This is a genomic window from Levilactobacillus muriae (assembly GCF_045862015.1).
GTDB lineage: Bacteria > Bacillota > Bacilli > Lactobacillales > Lactobacillaceae > Levilactobacillus > Levilactobacillus muriae.
The window spans coordinates 48,793-67,062 of sequence record NZ_BAAFRU010000007.1 but is presented as its reverse complement, the minus strand read 5'-3'; the positions used below and the strand labels follow the sequence as shown (position 1 = coordinate 67,062).

Sequence of the window (18,270 nt, the reverse complement as noted above, 5' to 3'; positions counted from 1 at the left end):
CCATTTTCTCTACTTTTCTATTTCCGGTTGGCTGAATTTTCCACAAAAAAAGGCTTCGTCCCCATAACTAGGGACGAAGCTTCGCGGTACCACCCTGATTCAGCTAGTCTTCTCTCAAAAACTAACCACACTCAGAAGTGATAACGGTCACTCACCGGAAAATCATTCATCGTGTCACCACGACTCCCGATTACAACTCAAGAACTGAATTCACCCAGTAATTTGAAGTTTGCTTCCAGTCTTGGCAAACTCTTCCTGACAAATCGCACCGGCTACTGCTTTTCTATCATCGTTTTTAAATTATTACATGTTATAGACTAGCCGACTTTTTCGATGCTGTCAACTACTTCTGGTCTGCCTCAGTTGGGCAATACCACTTATCCGACCAAGCGTGAACCGCCGCCATGACGTTCTTAAATTCTTCGCCCTTCTGAGTTAATTCGTATTCGATCAACGAATTATCTGGAAAGGTCCGGCGAACGATCACACCATTGAATTCTAATTCCTTGAGTCGTTCGACCAAGACGCGGTCGCTACAACGGGGAATCTTGTGTGCTAAGTCTCTGAACCGTTGCGGCCCCTCTTGGAGGAGCACGTCAATAATCAGCCCGTTCCATTTCTTTCCTAAGAATGAGAAGGTCTGTTCAAACCGTGGACACAGTGCGAAATCCACACTGCTTTCATCAGGCTTTGTCTGTGATGACATCATTTGCATAGTGCTTCTGACCCCCCATTTCTCAACCGAAACTAGGCGTTAGGCGTAAGCTTTTCAACAAAGGCCTGGACGTGCTTGCGCGTTGGGCCAAAGAATTCATGAACCGCCTCGTAATCATCGACCAAGGAAACAATGGCACTTTCCCGGTATTTAGGTGTTGCCAGGGTTGCGCCCCACATGTGCTTCAAGATAATATCCTTTTCCATGTCATTCAAATCAGTCAGCTTTTCAGCGTTCCGCAGAGCAACCCGTGGGTGGATAAAAGCGTGCGAGCCCAAGTTAAACTTCGTCGTGCGCCAATCATAATAGAACAAATCATGTAACAACCCACCCCGTGCGGTGGCTCGGGTATTCAAACCAAGTTTCTTTGCAACTAAATAACTGTTATAGGACACTGAAATTGAGTGTTCCAAACGCGTTGAATGGTGGTGCTGGGTGTAATTCGCCAGGCGTTGAACCGGCTCCTGTTCCAACAAGTCAGAAACTAAATCGAGGTACTCAGAGTCATCACGCCAAGTAAGTTTGGTCATAGAATGCTTCCTTTTCATTTAGAATTATGATTTTCAGTCATGCTTAATTACCCTATATCATACTTCCTTTTTGATAAAAAGCAATGAAAATGTTCTGAAAGTGAATGTGATTTACTGTTTCTTAACGTTCAGCCAACCAATCGGAACATCACGATCCCTGCTGCAACAGCTACGTTGAGCGACTCTGCTTGTCCTTTAATCGGAATGTAAAGGTTTCGTGTCGTTAACTGTTGGAGGTCGGGAGCCATGCCATTACCTTCGTTACCCATGACAATTGCTCCAGCTTTCAAGGCATCAATGTCACGATAGTCTTTAGCTTGCGGATCCAAGTTGGTCCCATAGACCGGCAGTTGCCGTTGCGTAAAGGCCGTGATCCACTTGTGCAGGTCGCCTTCGACCAGTTGGATATGAAATTGACTGCCCTGCATGGACCGCAACACCTTAGGCAGGAAACGACTCGCACTGCCTAACCCCAGGACAACACCGCTCAGGCCAGCAGCATCGGCTGTCCGTACCATAGTTCCAATATTTCCGGGATCTTGGACCTGATCCAAGAACAACCAAGTGCCAGTTGCTGTGTTGGGATCAACCGCCGTATCATCCGGCATGGGTGCCGTCGCGAAGATGCCTTGTGGCGTACTGGTATCACCCAGCGTCTTCGCAAGACTATCAGTCAGCTCGAAGACATCCACGTTGGCTGGAAAGCTCCCAGTATGCGCGTCTAACTGCTCCGCCGTTCCCATGATAGCTGTGAGTGGTAGTTGTGCCTTCAAGGCCTCCTGTACCAAATGCCAGCCTTCTAGGAGGTAAGACTGTGTCGCCTTCCGTCCCTTCTTCGAGGTTAAGGCCCGCCACTGCTTGACGCGTTTATTTTGACCCGACGTGATTTTTTCTTTCATCTTAATTTATCCTCGCTTTTTTAATGACTAACTTTATTATATTATAGTAGATTTAAGTTCAAAGCTTGTTCACTTCCGTACAAATCAGTGCCGCTTAACTGTGAAGCTGATGATAGTTACCGCCGCCGTTAAGCCAAACTGCATGGTTAATTCTACCATATCGCTAGGCAGACGCGATACTTCGCGGTATGATTAATCTAAATTTTCTGGCATAAGGGGGAACTTTTGTGGTCACGCAACATTTTTTAGTCACTGGTCAGGTTCAAGGGGTGGGCTTTCGTTGGTCCGCCGCCCGCTTGGCACAGCAGTTAGGCATCACCGGTACCGTCCAGAATTTATCGACTGGTCAAGTCGCAATCGTAGCCAGCGGCGACGCGCAACAATTAGCTAACTTTGCCCGGCAAATAAAAGCCGGCGTGACGCCCTGGGCCATCGTTCACGAGCTCAAGGTCACTGCGGCTCGGACGCAACGATTTGCAGAATTCCGGATAATCACTAGATAATCATTTGAAAATCACTTACAAATCAAGTAATATGTTTGATGTTAACGGCGTTTTCGTCGTTTGGGGGCGTCCGCGCTCTACGTTTTAAATACAAAGGGGTTCAAAATAAAAATGAAAATCTCCAAGAAAGTCACGGTTACCGGTGCACTGGCGGCTATGGCCCTCGTCCTGAGTGGCTGTGTGCAGACCAAGAATGGGAAACCGTATGGCTTCGTCTATGACTACCTGGCCGTTCCCGGGCAACACGTGATGGACTGGCTCGCACAGCTCTTCGGCAATAGTTATGGTTGGGCAATCATTGGATTAACCGTCATCGTGCGAATGGTCTTACTGCCAATCATGATCAAGCAGATGCGTAGTGCCACCGTACAACAAGAAAAGATTTCGATGGTTCGCCCACAGATGGCTGCCATGCAGAAACGACAAAAAGAAGCCAAGACACCCGAAGAACAGACCGCTGCCAGTCAAGCCATGATGGCCCTCTACAAGGAAAACGGGATCAGTATGACTGGTGGTATCGGCTGTTTACCCTTATTGATTCAGATGCCGATCTTCGCCGCCTTGTACGCCGCTATTCGGTATTCACCAGAATTATCTGGCGCTGTCTTCCTCACGATTCCACTTGGAAAATCTAGTTGGATTCTCGCTATTCTTGCCTTTCTATCCTACCTGCTCCAGGGTTACCTTTCCATGTTGGGGATGCCGGAAGATCAGAAAAAGCAGATGCGGATCACCCTGCTGCTCTCACCCGTAATGATTCTGTTCTTCACGATGAGTTCACCAGCCGGATTAGGTCTATACTTCTTCGTCGGTGGACTGTTTGCCTGTGTGCAAACGCTGATTATCAACTTCTACCGGCCAAAGATTCGTCGGGAGATCAAGGAACAAATGGAAAGTCGTCCTAAGCCAAAGCCAGTCGTTGAACCGGTCGCTGCTAAACCAGCAACACCTGCAACGTCGGCTTCATCAGCCGCTGCGGAACAACCAGTTGCAGCCAAGACGCAAGACAAGAAAAACCGTAATCGTAATGCCGGGAAACAACAACGGCATCATTAATCATTATCATTGAACGTCAAGTGCCCCTCACCGTTGTTGGTGAGGGGCACTTTTTGCGTATAAAATGGCTGGTCAAATGGCCAACTGAAGGTTGCAAGAGTAAGTTAGGCATTTTGGTTTTCAACCTTTAGTAACCAATTAAATTGCTTTTTGTATATGGCATTCTATCTAATTGCTATATACAAATAGTCGAAGCTCATTTCTGCATATAATCATCGTTATTGCCACCAATTGCACGCTCATATTAAGACATCATCAAATTCTGTCGCACACCGCTTGGCACCTCAGCTCGGTCGACTGCTTCCCAAGTCTCCACGTTTTGCCCCTTGGTACTGATTTTAAGGTAACGGTTAGGCTTCAGAACCCATTGCGAATCAAACGTTAGTTTCCGCATCTGACCTTGATTATTATAGGTCGCCAGTTCATAGACATATTCCTTCTCGCCACCACCGCCAATAAAGTGGCGAATTGGTTTCACAGAAGTTCCCGCGTAGACGTCCTCGGACTTGACTGCCGGATTGACGTTGTCGATGGCCATGGCTAGCTCGGTTCCGCGATTCTTAGTTAAATTAGGTGTAATAATGGCAGCAGCCCCAATTAAAACGATTAATCCTGCGCAAAACAGTCCAAACTTCATTAAAAATTTCATTTTTATATCCTCCCCATATTGGTTAGCTACTAGGGTAACTAACTAGTTACCCTAGAATAACTGATCCCCCTGAACTTGTCAACACCTAAATGACTGCATACAAAAACGGCCCAAGACATGACTGTCCTGAGCCGTTACTTTTAAGCTTATTTAGAGTGGTCAGACTCACCATCAACTGTTTTATCCGTGTCACCAGTCGTCACGTCATCGTGCGGCGAATCCTCGAGTAATGCCGACTTGATTCCCGGAATTCCGGTATCATTAGCCTCGGCTTGAACCCGATCCTTCTTCGCATTGAGAATGCGTGCATCTTCATCCGACAAGATCGGCAATGAGATTCGGAAGACGGAGCCATAGCCCACGGCGCTTTCGATCGTAATCTTACCGTGATAAGCTTCAATCAGCCGTTTGGCAATGGCTAATCCCAGCCCATTGCCACCCTTGGTTCGCGAACGGGCCTTGTCGACGCGATAGAAGCGGTTAAAGACCCGATCACGGTTCTCTTGAGATATTCCCTCACCGAAGTCTTGAACGGCCACCTCGACGTTTCTAGAGTCACTCTCGAAGGTCAGATGAATTTCTTTCCGTGTCTGGGTATACTTCACGGCATTATCCAGTAAGATAATCAGAATCTGTTCCAAATGGTTCCGATAGACCTGTGCCTGAACCGGTCGCTGAACGTCATCGTCTAAGATAAAGACGAAGTCGGGATGAATCATCTTGAAGTTGTCATAGACTTGTTGCACCACTTCGCTCACATCCGTGACCTCATTCGTGTAGTTCACTTCAATCTGTTCGGCCCGTTGCAAATCCAGCATTTCTTGAACCAGACTCTTCATCCGTTTAGTCTCTTGTAAGGAGGCCTTAATGGATTCATCGAGCACTTCGGGATCATCCTTACCCCAACGATCCAGCATCTCCATGTGGCCCTGAATGATGGCCACTGGCGTCCGCAATTCATGGGAGACATCCTCCACAAACTGTTGCTGCTGATCCATGTACCCCTGAGTAGTGTCGAGCATCCCGTTAAAGAGATTTCCCAAGTCACTCAGTTCGTCGGTATGCCGAATCTCCGGTACCCGCTTATCTGTCTGGGGATCATCCCGCACAGCGTGAATCGTTTCGCGAATGGCTTCAACGGGACGTAACAAGAACGACGCCAAGATGTAGCTGAGAATGGCCACAGCTAAGCCGGCAATCAAGCCCAGCACAATGGCAACTTGGAACAATTTGACCTGTGTAGCCCGGTAGTCCTTGAGATTGTCCGTGACCTGCACGTATCCTAGCAAGCTGTCGTTTACCTTACTGTGGATTGGCATCCGTCCCACCAGATGTTTCCGGTGGTTCAGCGTGGTCACCGCAATCCGTTGCTTACCAACGGCGCTAAATGATGCGGTCGTATCCCCCGTTGAGAAGAGTGCCTTCCCCTTGGTATTGTAGACCGTGACTGTCTGACTGTCGCGAGCCAATGTGGTGACGACTGCATTGTTATACGGCGCCCCCTGTTGACTCCCACTGGTTTCATCGGCCAGAACGTTTCGCGGCCGTAGCAGCTGATCGACTTGCCTGTCGGTCAGCACCTCATTCTGATTACTCAAACGTTCAACCACGACGTTCAGTGAATCCGCCACGTGAGTCTTCTCCTGGCGCATCAGGACCGTCATAAAACTGCTAAAAATTAAGAAAACGATAGCCGCAAAAATAATCAGAACACCAAAAGCCGTCGATAACGTCCATTCCCATTTCAGGGAAAAACGAAACCCTCTCTTTCGCTTAGGTTCTTCCTTTTCTGCGGCATCCCGTTCTTCAATATTTATTGATTTCACGAACGCATCACGTACCCCGTGCCCCGCACCGTCTGAATGTAACTCTTCTGGCCGGCCACATCAATTTTGTTCCGAAGATAACGCACGTAGACATCGACCACGTTCGTTTCAACTTCGGATTCATAGCCCCAGACTTTGGTCAAGAGAACATCGCGGGCCAAGACCACGTTGATGTTTTCCATCAGAGCCAGGAGTAATTCATATTCACGTTTGGTGAGGTTGATGACTTCATCCCCCCGCCGCACGATCCGGTTTTCTTTCTCAATGGTGAGATCCTTGAATTTGACGGTCGTTTGCTTGGTGTTCTTCTGCTCGCCTTCCAAGTGAACCCGCCGTAACAGAGCCCGCACCCGGGCAAGGAGTTCTTCAATGGCAAACGGCTTAACGATATAGTCGTCGGCACCATGGTCTAACCCAGAAACCCGGTCGATCACAGAGTCTCGAGCCGTCATCATAATGATGGGCGTACTCTTGACCTCACGAACGCGGCGAGCCACTTCGATCCCGTTAAGTTCTGGCAACATAAGATCCAGCAAAATAACGTCGAAGTCTTGGGACAGCGCTGCTTCCATCCCCGTTCGACCGTTGAACTGCACGTTAGTCTCATAACCTTCGTGCTTCAATTCAAGCTCGACAAAACGGGCAAGATTTTTTTCATCTTCAATAATTAAAATTCGACTCATTGCGCTTTAACTCCTCTGGCTATTTAAATGCGTCCACTCCCAAACAAATCCATACCGGGAGCGGGCGTCCGTTATTCATTTCAACATTTAATTTTATCATAGTTTCTCATAATTGTATGCGAAAACCACCGTTCGCTTCACATTTATCTAATTTTTTACTTCTTCCTGACCTTATTTTCAGGCCCATAGAAAGTGGCAACCGGTTGCATACAATCATATCAGTTGGTTGTGAAAACCCTTTAAACTTTTTCTTTCACATTCGGCCATTTGTCTAATAATCCAAGAAAGCGGGCGTTAGTAGGCTTGCACAACTAATCACATTTCAATTATTTTGTTTTTGTTCACATTTTCACTTGAAATTGCATGATTTTTTAGTATACTAGGCATTGTAGAAAAAAAGAAAAGGGGTTTTTTGAAATGAAAGCTGCTGTTATTCGCGATTCAGTCGACGGTTACGTTGATATTAAAGATGTTACTTTACGTCCTATCACCCATGGTGAAGCTTTAGTTAAAATGGAATACTGTGGTCTCTGTCACACCGACTTACACGTCGCTGCTGGTGACTTCGGTAAGCAACCTGGCCGGATCATTGGTCATGAAGGTGTCGGTAAAGTTATCCAAGTTGCTGACGACGTTGACAACTTAAAGATCGGTGACCGGGTTTCTATCGCTTGGTTCTTCAAGGGCTGTGGCCATTGTGAATACTGCTTAAGCGGCCGCGAAACTCTTTGCCGTAACGTTCAAAACTCCGGCTTCACTGTTGACGGTGCCATGGCTGAAGAATGTATCGTTGATGCTAACTACGCCGTTAAGGTTCCAGAAGGCTTGGACCCAGTCGAAGCAACTTCCCTCACCTGTGCCGGTGTTACGATGTACAAAGCACTTAAGACTGGTGAAACTAAGCCAGGTCAATGGGTTGAAGTTGTTGGTGCCGGTGGTTTAGGTAACTTGGCCATCCAATACGCCCACAATGTCTTCGGTGCCCACGTTGTTGCCGTTGATGGTAACCCTGACAAGTTGGCTGCTGCCAAAAAAGACGGTGCTGAAATCTTAATCAACCGTCATGACGGTGACGTTGCTGAACAAATCCAAGAAAAGGTTGGCGGCGTTGATAACGCACAAGTTACTGCCGTTACCAAGGACGCCTTCACCCAATCCGTTAACGCTTTGAAGCCAGATGGTAAGTTAGTTGCCGTTGCTTTACCTCAAGGTGATATGGAATTGAACATTGCCAAGACTGTTCTGGATGGTATCTCAGTTCGTGGTTCCTTAGTTGGTACCCGTCAAGACTTAGCTGAAACCTTCCAATTCGGTGCCGAAGGTAAGGTTCACCCTATCGTTCAAACTCGTCGTCTTGACGAAGTTAACGATATCATTGACGAAATGAAAGCTAACAAGATCGTTGGCCGGATGGTTGTCGACTTCACTAAGTAATTTCCAAAAAAACTTCAATACTTCCAAAACCCCCGCTCTGTCGTGAAGAGTGGGGGTTTTATTGTGCCTTTATAGGTCAAAATTATCGAAATCCATTTAAAGTTACTAAAACCATCTAACCGTTGCTTAATAACCATTACGAGCTAAGCAAATGCCGCCACCTAACAGCTTCACGCTTAACAAGTATGACTCCCCTTATCCGCACATCACCACTTCACCAACTAAATTCTTCATAATACACCCGACTGCTAGCCACGCCTGCGCGTTGAATGGCGCGGCGCCAATTTCTGCCGAATGGACCTGGTCCTGACAGCAGAAAAATTTGATTTTCCGTAGTTAGCGACGCCATTATTTTTTCCGGCTCAAATCGACCTTCTTGGATGTGCAGGTTGAGTTGTGGATGGTCGGCCGCCAGTCGTCGGAGTTCATCGACATAAATCAGTTGTTGGGACGTGTGTGCGGCATAGTAAAATGCAATGGCTTTATCCGGATAAGCCGCAATCACTGCCAATAAAGGGATGGCCCCCGTCCCACCACCAGCCAGCACCAACCTGGCCTGCGGATAGTCTTTAATCACTTGAGAAAAGTGGCCGTAACCACCCGCAAAGGCAGCTGTCACACCAATGGGTACCTGCTGAATCTGCCGGGTGAAGTCGCCGTCACCACGAATGGCTAACACGAGTCGTCCTTCAGTAGTGACTGGATTCACCACTGAAAGGGGGTGACCCTCACGCAATCCCGGTGTATTTGGAAAGCGAAGAAAGACATAGTCCCCCGCTTGAATGACTAATCGCCGGGCCTGCCGTAATTGAAAAGTGAATTCGTAGAAATTCGGTGCCAGCTGGCGTTTCGCGACCAACCGTCCGCGTGGCACCCCCCAGGTTGACCGAATCTTCTGATAAACATAGCACCCCAGAACCACCGCCGTATAGCCGTTGAATAGCCAAATATAACTGGGAACCGCCGTCATATAGCTGATGAGTTGAACGTGAATGAAGACCAGTGCAACCGCCACGAGGTTCAGTCGGTGGAGCCACACGGATAAATTCATGATGAAATAGCCGTTCCAGTTGGCGCTTTATCCAGCGTAGAACACCGAAACGACTGGTCAACCACCCCGCCATGAAGACTAATGAATACACCATTAGCCCTAAAAACAGGTCAAATGCCCAGTCACCGGTCTGACGAATCAATCCAAACGAATGGGTACCTTCCTTGTGAAGAAAGGCCAGCCCAATCGCCAACAGGCTGAGTACGCCGTGAATAAAGTAGACGCTGGGTAACCCAATCAGTCGATCCAACCACTTAGGTCGCGTACTGAGATAGATGGCCACAAGAAACCACACGTAAGCAATAGATCCCCACTGGATCGCCAATGCGTCACTGGCATAGATTGACGGGAGTCCCAGTGCTAAGGCCTGAATCAACGGTAACGGGACCACGAAGAGTACAATCAACTAGGTTAAGCCTTGTAAATAGGGTAGTCGTTTCAACATCACCATCGCCTCCTAACTGTGGACGATCTTATTCTGACCATCTACCAGTACGCTCTGCAGGGAAAGCCCTTGCGTCAACTGCTTAAATTTTTCTGGACCAGCCGAAATAGCCGCTGTAGCCCAAACATCGGCGGTCACCAAATCCGCTGACACCACCGTTGCCTGCTGCAGGTGCCGTTGACTGTTTAACCGCGAAATATGTTCCCCGTGTTGACTGGTGCCGGACGTTGCCATCGCACCATTGGCTATCTGGTATTGCGCCAATAACCGTTGCCGATTGTTGGGGTCCTCAACGCCGACCGCCCAACGAAAATCACTTGTCGCTGCCACGCCCATCTGAATATCACCAGCACCATTGATAGCGGCGGCACTGATGACCTCTCTCACGAGCAACGGCCGGAGATAGTGACGAAAGACCTGTTCAATTGCCCACCCCTTCACCAGACCAGTGGGATCAAAGGGTCCCCGATAGAAGGGATTGAAAGCCCCTTGCGTGACCGTTTGTGCTCGAATTGCTAGACCGTAAACGCTTTGAAACTCAGATGAGAAGTCATCAGCCGCTAATTCACCCTGCTGAAATCGACACAGGATCGATGTCGACTTGAATGGGGAAAAGACTTCATCGACGTGTCTCAATTCACGATTGATCGCCATTACGACCTGATCGAATTGATCCTGAGACCACTGATTCTCTGGTGACAGAACAACTTTGATGGAAAATGGCATCGCCATCGCTTGAATCACACGCGTTTTGATTTGATAGGCTTCCATAGGCTAAGCCTCCGCTTGATCTAATGCGCTCTGTAAGGACCCGGTAAAGCCCTTATAGGTCTCGCTGGCTCCGGACACCAATTGAATCTTAGAACTTTGTTTTTTAATTGCCTCTGACTTATAGACGGGGAGCGCTTGCGCATTGATCTGCTTATCATGGCCATTGTCATTGGGGTATTCGAGAACGTTGACCTGTGTAATCTTTCACGCTTTGATGACAGCCTGCACTTGCACATCCCCCCACTGCGTCGATGTCGCCTTACCGGTAAACGACCCATTTTGATATTTCTGTTTACTGCTTGCTGCAGAACTGATCGACGAACTGTCACTAGACTGACTGGGTGCACTTGAACTGGAACTTGCGGTTTGGGTTACGACCCTCGACTGGCGGAAAAAGAGCAGGTAGCCATCAATAACCATGGCACAGACTATCGCAACCGCTAATAGCCACCGTATGATATGCTTCATTCGAACCACCTCGTTTTGTCTTGAAGTATAGGCAGCAGGCGTGAAGAAAAGATGAAGAACACCTTGTAATGTGTCTACGTTTGTTAAGAAAGTAGGTGAACTTTATTGTCAGGAGGCGGCATAGCAGCAAACCGAGTGGTGTTAGCCCACCGCACGTTTGTTGACTGCGATTGCGACTTTCAAAAAGGCCGATTCCGTCATTGGAATCGGCCTTGCTCGCCTTTCTCACATTGATGTCGTCAGATTATCCGGCACAATCTGCTTGAAGATCACCGCTAACTCTGCTGGTGACTCTCGCTTGCCGGTCGTCAACCACGCCTGCACCACCCCAAAGATAGCACTGGTCCAAAAGATAATGAGGTAGTCGACTACCGTCTCATTAGTCATATCAATGCCGGTCGTATTGAGGTGGGCTAACATCTTTGTTCGAAAGATCTGACGCATCCCCTGCTTGAATTGATTCTGAATTGTCAATGTTCCATTATCCGATAATAAGCGGCCTAGAAGCGCCCCCTCGCTATCCAAAAACGGCATGAGCTGCGAGAGAAAGTACGTTGGATTATAGTCGTTATGACGAACCACCTGAACGATTCGGGTCATGACCCCCTGTTGATAGACCGCGACCAACGCAGTAGTATCCGCAAAATGATGGTAAAACGTGGCCCGGCTAATGTGCGCCGCCTGGGCAATTTCCGAGACACTGATTTGATCAAAACGCTTCTCCACCAGTAGCTCTGCTAAGGCGGAAAATAACTTTTGTCGCGTCTTTACGATCCGTAAATCCTCAAAATCTGCCATGGTTAAACCCTCCTCAAATTTTACTGTACAGTTTTGCCAGATGTGAAGTACAACCTCATAAAGTGATTGCAAGCTCACCTGACACTTGTATACTGAGCTTATCGAAAGAAATTATACACTTTGTACAATAAAAGGAAAAGAGGTCATGACTTATGACATTTCTCAGAAATCATTGGTACGATATTGGTGGCGTGGTCGGTGTCTGCATGGCACTTATTATCTGGCACAACTGGGGGAGCATGTCGACTTTACTTAAAATTGCGGTCCTAAACTTCTTTGTCATTCTCTGGCATGAATTTGAAGAATTCCGCTTTCCTGGCGGCGAACCAGCCATCACCAACCTTGCCATGCAACCGAGCACTGACGGTCCCGCAGACCGATACCCGCTCAACCAGAATAACGCCATGGTCATCAACGTCGTCGCGGCCTACGTCTGTTACCTACTGCCGGTCTTCTTTCCAGAAATAATTTGGCTCAGCTTCATGCCTATTGTCTTCGGACTGACTCAGCTAGTCATGCACGTTATTCTCACACCCATCAAGATTCATGCTCTGTATTCTCCTGGTGAACTCGCGGTCGTCTTTGGCCACCTACCACTAGGCATCTGGTGGTTCGTCTACACCATCAGTAATGGTCTATTGGGATGGTTGGACGTGCTCTTCGGTCTTCTCTATATTGTGGCTTTCATTGGCATCTTCATGTTGAAGATCGGCTACGGTATCCTCCAGTCCACCAGTTCTCCATACGTTTTCCCTAAAGCAGAGTTTGAGCGCGCTGGCTATGCGAAACGGATTCGGAATCAAAAAAAATAATAATTTACGCAAAGAGAATGGCCACGAGCGGATGCTTTCCGTTCACGGCCATTTTTGAAATAATCTTATTTAGGGACTTGCATCACCAAGTGTATGGTTAGCTAAAATCGAATCAATACTTTCCCCTTCGGATGACCAGTTGCGACTAATGCTAGCGCCTGGTTGATGTCGGCTAGTTTGAATGGCGTCGAGTCGATGGCGGGCACGATATTTTCACGTTCCACTAACTGAGTAATCTTGCGGAGTTGATTGCCATCGCTACGGACAAATAGAAACCGGTACTGCGCGCCAATGCGCTTGGTTCGGCGATCTAACCGTGCACCCGCTAGAGAGAAAAGTATCGTCTTCCACCAGGAAAGGTGCTGGTCCTGCGCAAACTGGCGGTTTGGCCCCATTCTTAGTGAGAGCAGCTTACCACCAGGCTTTAAGACTTGGCGTTCGTGGTCCAGTTCCTTGGAACCAATCGTATCGATCACGTAATCTACCGGCGCAAGCGCCTCCCAGTAATTTTCCTGGCGATAGTCAAAATATTGGTCCACGCCGTTTGCCAGGGCAGCACTCTTGCTTCTGGCGTTACCACTCACGCTAACATTTAGACCCATTTCACGCGCGATTGGAATCGCCATTTGACCAAATGATCCAGATCCGCCGGGAATCATCAGTCGTTCCCCGGGTTGGGCGTGAAGTTCCTCGTGCAAGCCCTGGTAGGCCGTTAAACCAGTCAATGGCACCGCCGCACTGTGAGCAAAGTCCAAGTTCTCAGGCTTCAAGGCAACTGCATGCTGATCGATCGCAACAAATTCCGCAAAAGCACCAATCTTACCTAAAGGCAGTCGCGAATAGATGGCATCTCCCACTTGAAAGTCGATGACGTTAGTCCCAACTTCGGTCACGACCCCTGACAGTTCATTGCCCATCGTCGTTGGGAGCTTGTAGTCCTGAATCAACTTGACGCTACCAGTACCAATCAGCATCTCCAAGGGATTGACGGCGGCAAACTTGACTTGTACCAAGACCTCGTCGGCCGTGGGCGTGGGCATCGGAATATCGTTGACCTCGAGTTGAAAATCTTTATCATATTTGTGTAATTGCGCAGCTTGCATAGTGGCTGGTCCTCCTCTAGCAGTGGTCATTAATTTTTCGTCTGTTTGAAACTTCTTCATGAGTTTACCAAATCAGGTTACAAAATACAAATAAAGTTACTTATTGACCATTTGTGGTACAATAATAAAAATAATACCGAAGGAGGCGAACCGCCAGAACCTCTGCTCAGTGAGATTTGGCACCCTAAAATGACATTAACCACTCGCGATAAAATTCTCAGTACGGCTGAACGTTTGATCCAAGAGACTGGCAACGCTGAGGTAACTTTGGCGCAAATTGCCACGGCACTAGGCATGACCCATGCCGCTCTCTATAAACATTTCAAAAACAAGCAGGCTCTCTGGGAGGCGGTAGCGACAGCTTGGTTCCAGCGCGAAATCATCGACCAGATTCACTGCGCACCAGCAACACTAGCGCAGACACAGTTGCACGACTGGTTGTGGGCCTTCGTAACGGCTAAGAAACACGCGTACAATACCGATCCACAGATGTTTGCGCTCAATACCCGCTACGTCGACAACAATCCCAAAGCGTTACGCGCCGTCTTGACCCCTGCTTACCAAGTTGTTTCGCAAATCATGGACTACCATGATCCGCACGACGAAAAGGCCGAGGCTATCCTAGCCGCCTTCGCCATCTTTACCCTTCCGAGCTTCAGGGAAACCTGGAACGATGCGGACTACGCGCAACGTTTCGAACGTATCTGGTACTTGATCAAGGCTGGCGTCTAACCCAGGCTACTTGACTGGCAACGTAAATAACGACTACGTCTCTCACACGGATGTGGTCGTTATTTACGTTCCGCGAACGCTGATGTTGGCGGCGGTACCCTACTTCGTAAAAAAAAGAGGATTGCCCCCACAGTTGGGAGCAATCCTCTTTTGAATTCAGATTGAAGAAATTACTTCTTCAATGGTGACCATTGCCACTTAGTGAATTCTTCGATATCATGACCTTCGTCACGAGTGATCTTCATGTGCTTAGCTAAGATAGTGTCCATCTTGGCGTCAAAGGTCTTACCGGCAGCTTCGTCGATAATGCCCTTAGCAATCAAGGTGTTAACCGCATCCTTGGCTTGGTGGAACCGGTCTAATTCGGAGTATACACGCATGTCGTAAGCAGTCGTGATATCACCATCTTCACGGTAACCATGAACGTGCAAGCCTAAGTGTTGACGTTCGTAGAAGAATGATTCGATCAAGTCTTCGTAACCGTGGAAGCCAAACATAACTGGCGTACCAGATTCGCCGAAGAATGACGTGAATTCAGCATCGCTCAATGCACGTTCGTCGTTCAGAGGGCCGTTCTTCTTTTGAAGACGTTCCAATTCAACAACGTTAACGTAACGCATCTTAACGGCTGGGAAGGCGTCGTTGATCAAGCTAAGAGCAGCAAGCGTTTCGATGGTTGGTTCAACACCGGCAGAAGCAAAGACGATATCAGCATCTTCACCTTCAGCAACAGTGGAAGCCCAGTCGATCGTCTTAAGACCCTTAGTAGCCAATTCTTCAGCTTCGGCAACAGAGAACCATTGTTGACGTGGTTGCTTAGAAGCAACGATATGGTTCAACTTTTGACGGTCAGTGAAGGCACGGTCAAATACAGCCAAGAGTGAGTTGGCATCGGCTGGCAGGTACTGACGGATAAAGTCAGACTTCTTTTCAGCCAAGTGGGTCAACATACCAGGATCTTGGTGGGTGTAACCGTTATGGTCTTGTTGGAATACAGTAGAAGTAGATACCAGGTTCAATGATGGGTAATCATTACGCCAGTCTTCTGCTGCGGCCTGACGGATCCACTTGAAGTGTTGCGTCGTCATTGAGTCGACAACCCGCAAGAATGATTCGTAAGACGTGAACACACCGGTACGACCAGTTAAGGTGTAACCTTCAAGCCAACCTTCAGCTTGGTGTTCTGATAATTGGGCATCCAAGATACGGCCTTCTGGTGCTTCGTATTGGTCATTTGGTTCCTTGACCTTACTCATCCATTGACGGTTCGTAATCTTGAACATTTCCCAGAGACGGTTAGACATCGTTTCGTCAGGTCCGAAGATCCGGAATGACGTTGGGTTCTTTGTGGCAACGCCAGCAAAGAAGGTTGACAGAACGTTCATATCCATGTTGCGGTTGCCATCAGGCAAGTTCGTCCCACGGTTACTTTCGTTGATGTCGTTAGCGTAGTCTTTCCAGTTAGGTAAGGCCAGCGTTTCAGGCTTTTCGCCACGCGCACGACCACCATTAGCAACTGGGTTAGAAGCCATCCGCTTGTCACCCTTAGGGGCGAAGTCGGCAACTTCTGCCTTCAATGAACCATCAGTATTGAATAATTCGGCTGGCTTGTATGAGTTCATCCAGTCTTCAAATTCTGGTAATTCGTCGAAGTTGTTTTGGCTCAAGCCAAGTGGAACTTGGTGAGCACGGAATGAGTTTTCAATTGGTTCGCCGGCTGGGTTATGCGTAGGACCGCCCCAACCCTTTGGCAAACGCGCGATAACAACAGGCCAAGCGGCAACTTCACCGTCTTCGTACTTGCCGTTTTCACGAGCGTCTTTTTGGATTTGTTTGATGTCAGCGATAGCTTGGTCAAATAACTTAGCAGCTTTTTCGTGGTAAGTCATGTAATCATGGATATCGTCGTTTTCGAGGAAGCGAGGTGACCAACCTAAACCTTCGAAGAACTTGGCGATCTTGTCGTCGCTCATCCGTGAGAAGATAGTAGGGTTGGAAATCTTGAAGCCGTTTACGTCAAGAATAGGTAAAACGGCACCATCGTTCTTAGGGTTCAAGAACTTGATGGAATTCCATGCAGTCATGGCAGGACCGGTTTCAACTTCACCATCACCAACGACAGTAAATGCAATTTGGTCTGGGTTGTCTAATACGGCACCAGTAGCATGGGACAGAGAGTAACCAAGTTCCCCACCTTCGTGAAGAGAACCAGGCGTTTGTGCAGTCATGTGAGAACCAATCCCACCTGGGAATGAGAACCGCTTGTACAGACGTGCCATACCTTCAAGATCCTGAGTGATTTCAGGGTAATCTTCAGTGTAGGTACCGTCTAAGTACGCGTTGGTTACCATAACTTGGCCACCATGACCGGGACCACCGATATAGAACATGTTCAAACCGTACTTGTTGATCAAACGGTTGGCGTGGGCATACAGGAAAGTTTGTCCTGAGATAGTACCCCAGTGTCCGATAGGCTTAACCTTAACGTCGTCTTTTTTGATTGGTGTGTTGGTAACTGAGAACAATGGGTTGTCCTTCAGGAAAATCATACCACCGGAAAGATACGTTGTAGCACGCCACCAGGCGTCAACCTTTTCCAAGTATGACTTGGAATCGTAATCTACTGCCATGAATTTTACACTCCTTCGTTGAATAACATCCTTCTAAACAATTAACAGAAATCATTAGAGGTTAATTTTGTACTTCTTCATCATACTAAATTCTGCCGAAAAGTCAACCTTTTTGTAAATTGATACGGTCCAATTTATGAAAAAGCCGATTTTTCTTCGAAATTTGACTGACCCACCATCCAACTAGCAAAGCGCCGTTGGATCTTCGCCGGTTGGATTTTGCGTCATTTGGCAATTGTTTGCGGGCCACAAGTGTTCATAGCCGTGCCAATTACCGGAACCAAGTATACCAGATTTGAGGGATTGTTCGGTTGCGTTTGCTCATGAGATTTAAGCGTTTAACGAGATGTTAATGATTGAAAGTAAAAATTAATTTTTACCACCTCTCACCAAGAATCATGGTTTCAATTCATTTGAGCTTTAGTAACTGAAGGTTAAAAGCGAGCTGGCAGACCGCTTCTCAGGCTGGCGGCGTCCTACCCACAGCGTTCCAGCCTAAATTTGGTGAACGGTAAGCCGGCTGATTTAGACGACGTTGCCTAATTTTAGTCTCAGTATCGTTGTTGCAACAGTCATAATGGATACTTTAGATCTTTCAACCTTCAGTTTAGTAATCCGACTAATTTATGCGTCAAAAAAGGACCCCTTCACATCAGAATTGGCCCTGCAAATTCTCCATAAGTGACGTCAGTTGATCCATTTACAGTTGATGCCAATCCACCACACCGGTTTCGAAGCTGTCAGCTTCCAAGAAATTACTTAACGGCACCCGCTTTAATGATTGACAATACGCATCGTGCGCCGCGGTAAACGCAGCTGTCGCCAACGCTTCACTCTGCCGAATGTGAGCCGCATCCCCCGGAAAAATCTTCGCAGCCAAATGCAATTCTGGCATGACGACTGTTTGAAGCTCATCTACCGCTGCGCAAACATCGTACAGCGTGATGGTCGTGACGTTCTGTTTGATGACAAACCCACCATCTTTACTAGCGACCGATTGAATTAATCCAGCAATGACCAATTTACGCAAAATTTTCTTTAAATACGAATCAGAGACCTCCAGGCGTTGACTTAATAACTGACTCTTCAATGGGGTATGCTCCCGTTGAACTGCCAACATTAAAATCACGTAAATCCCCTGTTCGACACTCTTACTAATTTTCAT

At 47.8% G+C, this 18,270-nt stretch carries 18 protein-coding genes and 1 pseudogene; 5 read left to right on the top strand and 14 right to left on the bottom strand.

The features are described from left to right. Nucleotides 1-343: 343 nt before the first annotated feature. From ACKTSF_RS06310 to ACKTSF_RS06300, 3 genes are all read right to left on the bottom strand, one after another. Nucleotides 344-715 carry a winged helix-turn-helix transcriptional regulator gene (locus ACKTSF_RS06310; protein WP_407887666.1) on the bottom strand — a complete coding sequence of 124 codons (372 nt, stop codon included), beginning with the start codon at nt 713-715 and terminating at the stop codon, nt 344-346. A gap of 32 nt (nt 716-747) precedes the next feature. Continuing rightward, the gene (locus ACKTSF_RS06305) at nt 748-1,245 is read right to left on the bottom strand and encodes an HD domain-containing protein (protein WP_125701705.1); all 498 of its coding nucleotides are present in this window, start codon (nt 1,243-1,245) and stop codon (nt 748-750) included. Nucleotides 1,246-1,373: 128 nt separating this feature from the next. After that, nucleotides 1,374-2,144, bottom strand: coding sequence for a TrmH family RNA methyltransferase (locus ACKTSF_RS06300; protein ID WP_407887664.1), 771 nt, complete (start codon nt 2,142-2,144; stop codon nt 1,374-1,376). Between the two features lie 227 nt (nt 2,145-2,371). Here ACKTSF_RS06300 and ACKTSF_RS06295 point away from each other — a divergent pair, with 227 nt between their 5' ends. Together ACKTSF_RS06295 and yidC are read left to right on the top strand one after the other, a co-directional pair. Further along, nucleotides 2,372-2,647, top strand: a complete 276-nt coding sequence (locus ACKTSF_RS06295) for an acylphosphatase (RefSeq protein ID WP_407887662.1) — start codon at nt 2,372-2,374, stop codon at nt 2,645-2,647. 111 nt (nt 2,648-2,758) lie between these two features. Further along, entirely contained in the window at nt 2,759-3,703 is a 945-nt protein-coding gene (gene yidC, locus ACKTSF_RS06290) for a membrane protein insertase YidC (RefSeq protein ID WP_407887660.1), read from the top strand. A 244-nt stretch (nt 3,704-3,947) separates the two neighbouring features. On the opposite strand, the gene ACKTSF_RS06285 is transcribed toward yidC, so the two are convergent. From ACKTSF_RS06285 to ACKTSF_RS06275, 3 genes are all read right to left on the bottom strand, one after another. After that, nucleotides 3,948-4,352: a YxeA family protein gene (locus ACKTSF_RS06285; protein ID WP_407887658.1), complete on the bottom strand. Its 405-nt coding sequence runs from the start codon at nt 4,350-4,352 to the stop codon at nt 3,948-3,950. Between the two features lie 146 nt (nt 4,353-4,498). Beyond that, entirely contained in the window at nt 4,499-6,178 is a 1,680-nt protein-coding gene (locus ACKTSF_RS06280; protein WP_407887656.1) for a HAMP domain-containing sensor histidine kinase, read from the bottom strand. Further along, complete coding sequence (locus tag ACKTSF_RS06275; protein WP_407887654.1) at nt 6,175-6,861, bottom strand: response regulator transcription factor; 687 nt, start codon at nt 6,859-6,861, stop codon at nt 6,175-6,177. The genes ACKTSF_RS06280 and ACKTSF_RS06275 overlap by 4 nt, the downstream gene beginning before the upstream one ends. Nucleotides 6,862-7,278: 417 nt before the next feature. Here ACKTSF_RS06275 and adhP point away from each other — a divergent pair, with 417 nt between their 5' ends. Beyond that, nucleotides 7,279-8,295 (top strand): alcohol dehydrogenase AdhP, encoded by a 1,017-nt coding sequence (adhP, locus tag ACKTSF_RS06270; protein WP_407887653.1) that lies wholly within the window; start codon nt 7,279-7,281, stop codon nt 8,293-8,295. A 214-nt stretch (nt 8,296-8,509) separates the two neighbouring features. Here the strand turns inward: adhP and ACKTSF_RS06265 are convergent, their stop codons facing one another. The 5 genes and pseudogenes from ACKTSF_RS06265 to ACKTSF_RS06245 all read right to left on the bottom strand — a co-directional run bounded on the left by ACKTSF_RS06265 (nt 8,510) and on the right by ACKTSF_RS06245 (nt 11,828). Next, nucleotides 8,510-9,136, bottom strand: coding sequence for an FAD-binding oxidoreductase (locus ACKTSF_RS06265; protein ID WP_407887832.1), 627 nt, complete (start codon nt 9,134-9,136; stop codon nt 8,510-8,512). Further along, complete coding sequence (locus ACKTSF_RS06260) at nt 9,024-9,752, bottom strand: ferric reductase-like transmembrane domain-containing protein (RefSeq protein ID WP_407887837.1); 729 nt, start codon at nt 9,750-9,752, stop codon at nt 9,024-9,026. Before ACKTSF_RS06260 ends, ACKTSF_RS06265 begins: the two co-directional genes overlap by 113 nt. Before the next feature lie 51 nt (nt 9,753-9,803). Then, nucleotides 9,804-10,562 (bottom strand): FAD:protein FMN transferase, encoded by a 759-nt coding sequence (locus tag ACKTSF_RS06255; RefSeq protein ID WP_407887651.1) that lies wholly within the window; start codon nt 10,560-10,562, stop codon nt 9,804-9,806. Between the two features lie 3 nt (nt 10,563-10,565). Beyond that, nucleotides 10,566-11,030: pseudogene (locus ACKTSF_RS06250) on the bottom strand (FMN-binding protein). A gap of 225 nt (nt 11,031-11,255) precedes the next feature. Then, the gene (locus ACKTSF_RS06245; protein ID WP_407887649.1) at nt 11,256-11,828 is read right to left on the bottom strand and encodes a TetR/AcrR family transcriptional regulator; all 573 of its coding nucleotides are present in this window, start codon (nt 11,826-11,828) and stop codon (nt 11,256-11,258) included. A gap of 152 nt (nt 11,829-11,980) precedes the next feature. On the opposite strand from ACKTSF_RS06245, the gene ACKTSF_RS06240 reads away from it, so the two are divergent. Continuing rightward, the gene (locus tag ACKTSF_RS06240) at nt 11,981-12,640 is read left to right on the top strand and encodes an HXXEE domain-containing protein (protein WP_407887647.1); all 660 of its coding nucleotides are present in this window, start codon (nt 11,981-11,983) and stop codon (nt 12,638-12,640) included. Nucleotides 12,641-12,741: 101 nt separating this feature from the next. Here ACKTSF_RS06240 and ACKTSF_RS06235 read toward each other — a convergent pair whose 3' ends face one another. Continuing rightward, nucleotides 12,742-13,743 (bottom strand): NADP-dependent oxidoreductase, encoded by a 1,002-nt coding sequence (locus ACKTSF_RS06235; protein ID WP_407887645.1) that lies wholly within the window; start codon nt 13,741-13,743, stop codon nt 12,742-12,744. A gap of 189 nt (nt 13,744-13,932) precedes the next feature. On the opposite strand from ACKTSF_RS06235, the gene ACKTSF_RS06230 reads away from it, so the two are divergent. Beyond that, nucleotides 13,933-14,475, top strand: coding sequence for a TetR/AcrR family transcriptional regulator (locus ACKTSF_RS06230; RefSeq protein ID WP_407887643.1), 543 nt, complete (start codon nt 13,933-13,935; stop codon nt 14,473-14,475). 170 nt (nt 14,476-14,645) lie between these two features. Here the strand turns inward: ACKTSF_RS06230 and ACKTSF_RS06225 are convergent, their stop codons facing one another. Then, nucleotides 14,646-17,105, bottom strand: coding sequence for a phosphoketolase family protein (locus tag ACKTSF_RS06225; protein ID WP_407887641.1), 2,460 nt, complete (start codon nt 17,103-17,105; stop codon nt 14,646-14,648). Nucleotides 17,106-17,805: 700 nt separating this feature from the next. Next, nucleotides 17,806-18,270, bottom strand: a complete 465-nt coding sequence (locus tag ACKTSF_RS06220) for an Rrf2 family transcriptional regulator (RefSeq protein ID WP_407887639.1) — start codon at nt 18,268-18,270, stop codon at nt 17,806-17,808.

Excerpts from the sequence above, each read along its gene's own strand:
- ACKTSF_RS06310 (WP_407887666.1), bottom strand. The coding sequence starts at position 715 with ATGCAAATGATGTCATCACAGACAAAGCCTGATGAAAGCAGTGTGGAT.
- ACKTSF_RS06305 (WP_125701705.1), bottom strand. The coding sequence starts at position 1,245 with ATGACCAAACTTACTTGGCGTGATGACTCTGAGTACCTCGATTTAGTT.
- ACKTSF_RS06300 (WP_407887664.1), bottom strand. The coding sequence starts at position 2,144 with ATGAAAGAAAAAATCACGTCGGGTCAAAATAAACGCGTCAAGCAGTGG.
- yidC (WP_407887660.1), top strand. The coding sequence starts at position 2,759 with ATGAAAATCTCCAAGAAAGTCACGGTTACCGGTGCACTGGCGGCTATG.
- ACKTSF_RS06285 (WP_407887658.1), bottom strand. The coding sequence starts at position 4,352 with ATGAAATTTTTAATGAAGTTTGGACTGTTTTGCGCAGGATTAATCGTT.
- ACKTSF_RS06275 (WP_407887654.1), bottom strand. The coding sequence starts at position 6,861 with ATGAGTCGAATTTTAATTATTGAAGATGAAAAAAATCTTGCCCGTTTT.
- adhP (WP_407887653.1), top strand. The coding sequence starts at position 7,279 with ATGAAAGCTGCTGTTATTCGCGATTCAGTCGACGGTTACGTTGATATT.
- ACKTSF_RS06255 (WP_407887651.1), bottom strand. The coding sequence starts at position 10,562 with ATGGAAGCCTATCAAATCAAAACGCGTGTGATTCAAGCGATGGCGATG.
- ACKTSF_RS06245 (WP_407887649.1), bottom strand. The coding sequence starts at position 11,828 with ATGGCAGATTTTGAGGATTTACGGATCGTAAAGACGCGACAAAAGTTA.
- ACKTSF_RS06240 (WP_407887647.1), top strand. The coding sequence starts at position 11,981 with ATGACATTTCTCAGAAATCATTGGTACGATATTGGTGGCGTGGTCGGT.
- ACKTSF_RS06235 (WP_407887645.1), bottom strand. The coding sequence starts at position 13,743 with ATGCAAGCTGCGCAATTACACAAATATGATAAAGATTTTCAACTCGAG.
- ACKTSF_RS06230 (WP_407887643.1), top strand. The coding sequence starts at position 13,933 with ATGACATTAACCACTCGCGATAAAATTCTCAGTACGGCTGAACGTTTG.
- ACKTSF_RS06225 (WP_407887641.1), bottom strand. The coding sequence starts at position 17,105 with ATGGCAGTAGATTACGATTCCAAGTCATACTTGGAAAAGGTTGACGCC.
- ACKTSF_RS06220 (WP_407887639.1), bottom strand. The coding sequence starts at position 18,270 with ATGAAAATTAGTAAGAGTGTCGAACAGGGGATTTACGTGATTTTAATG.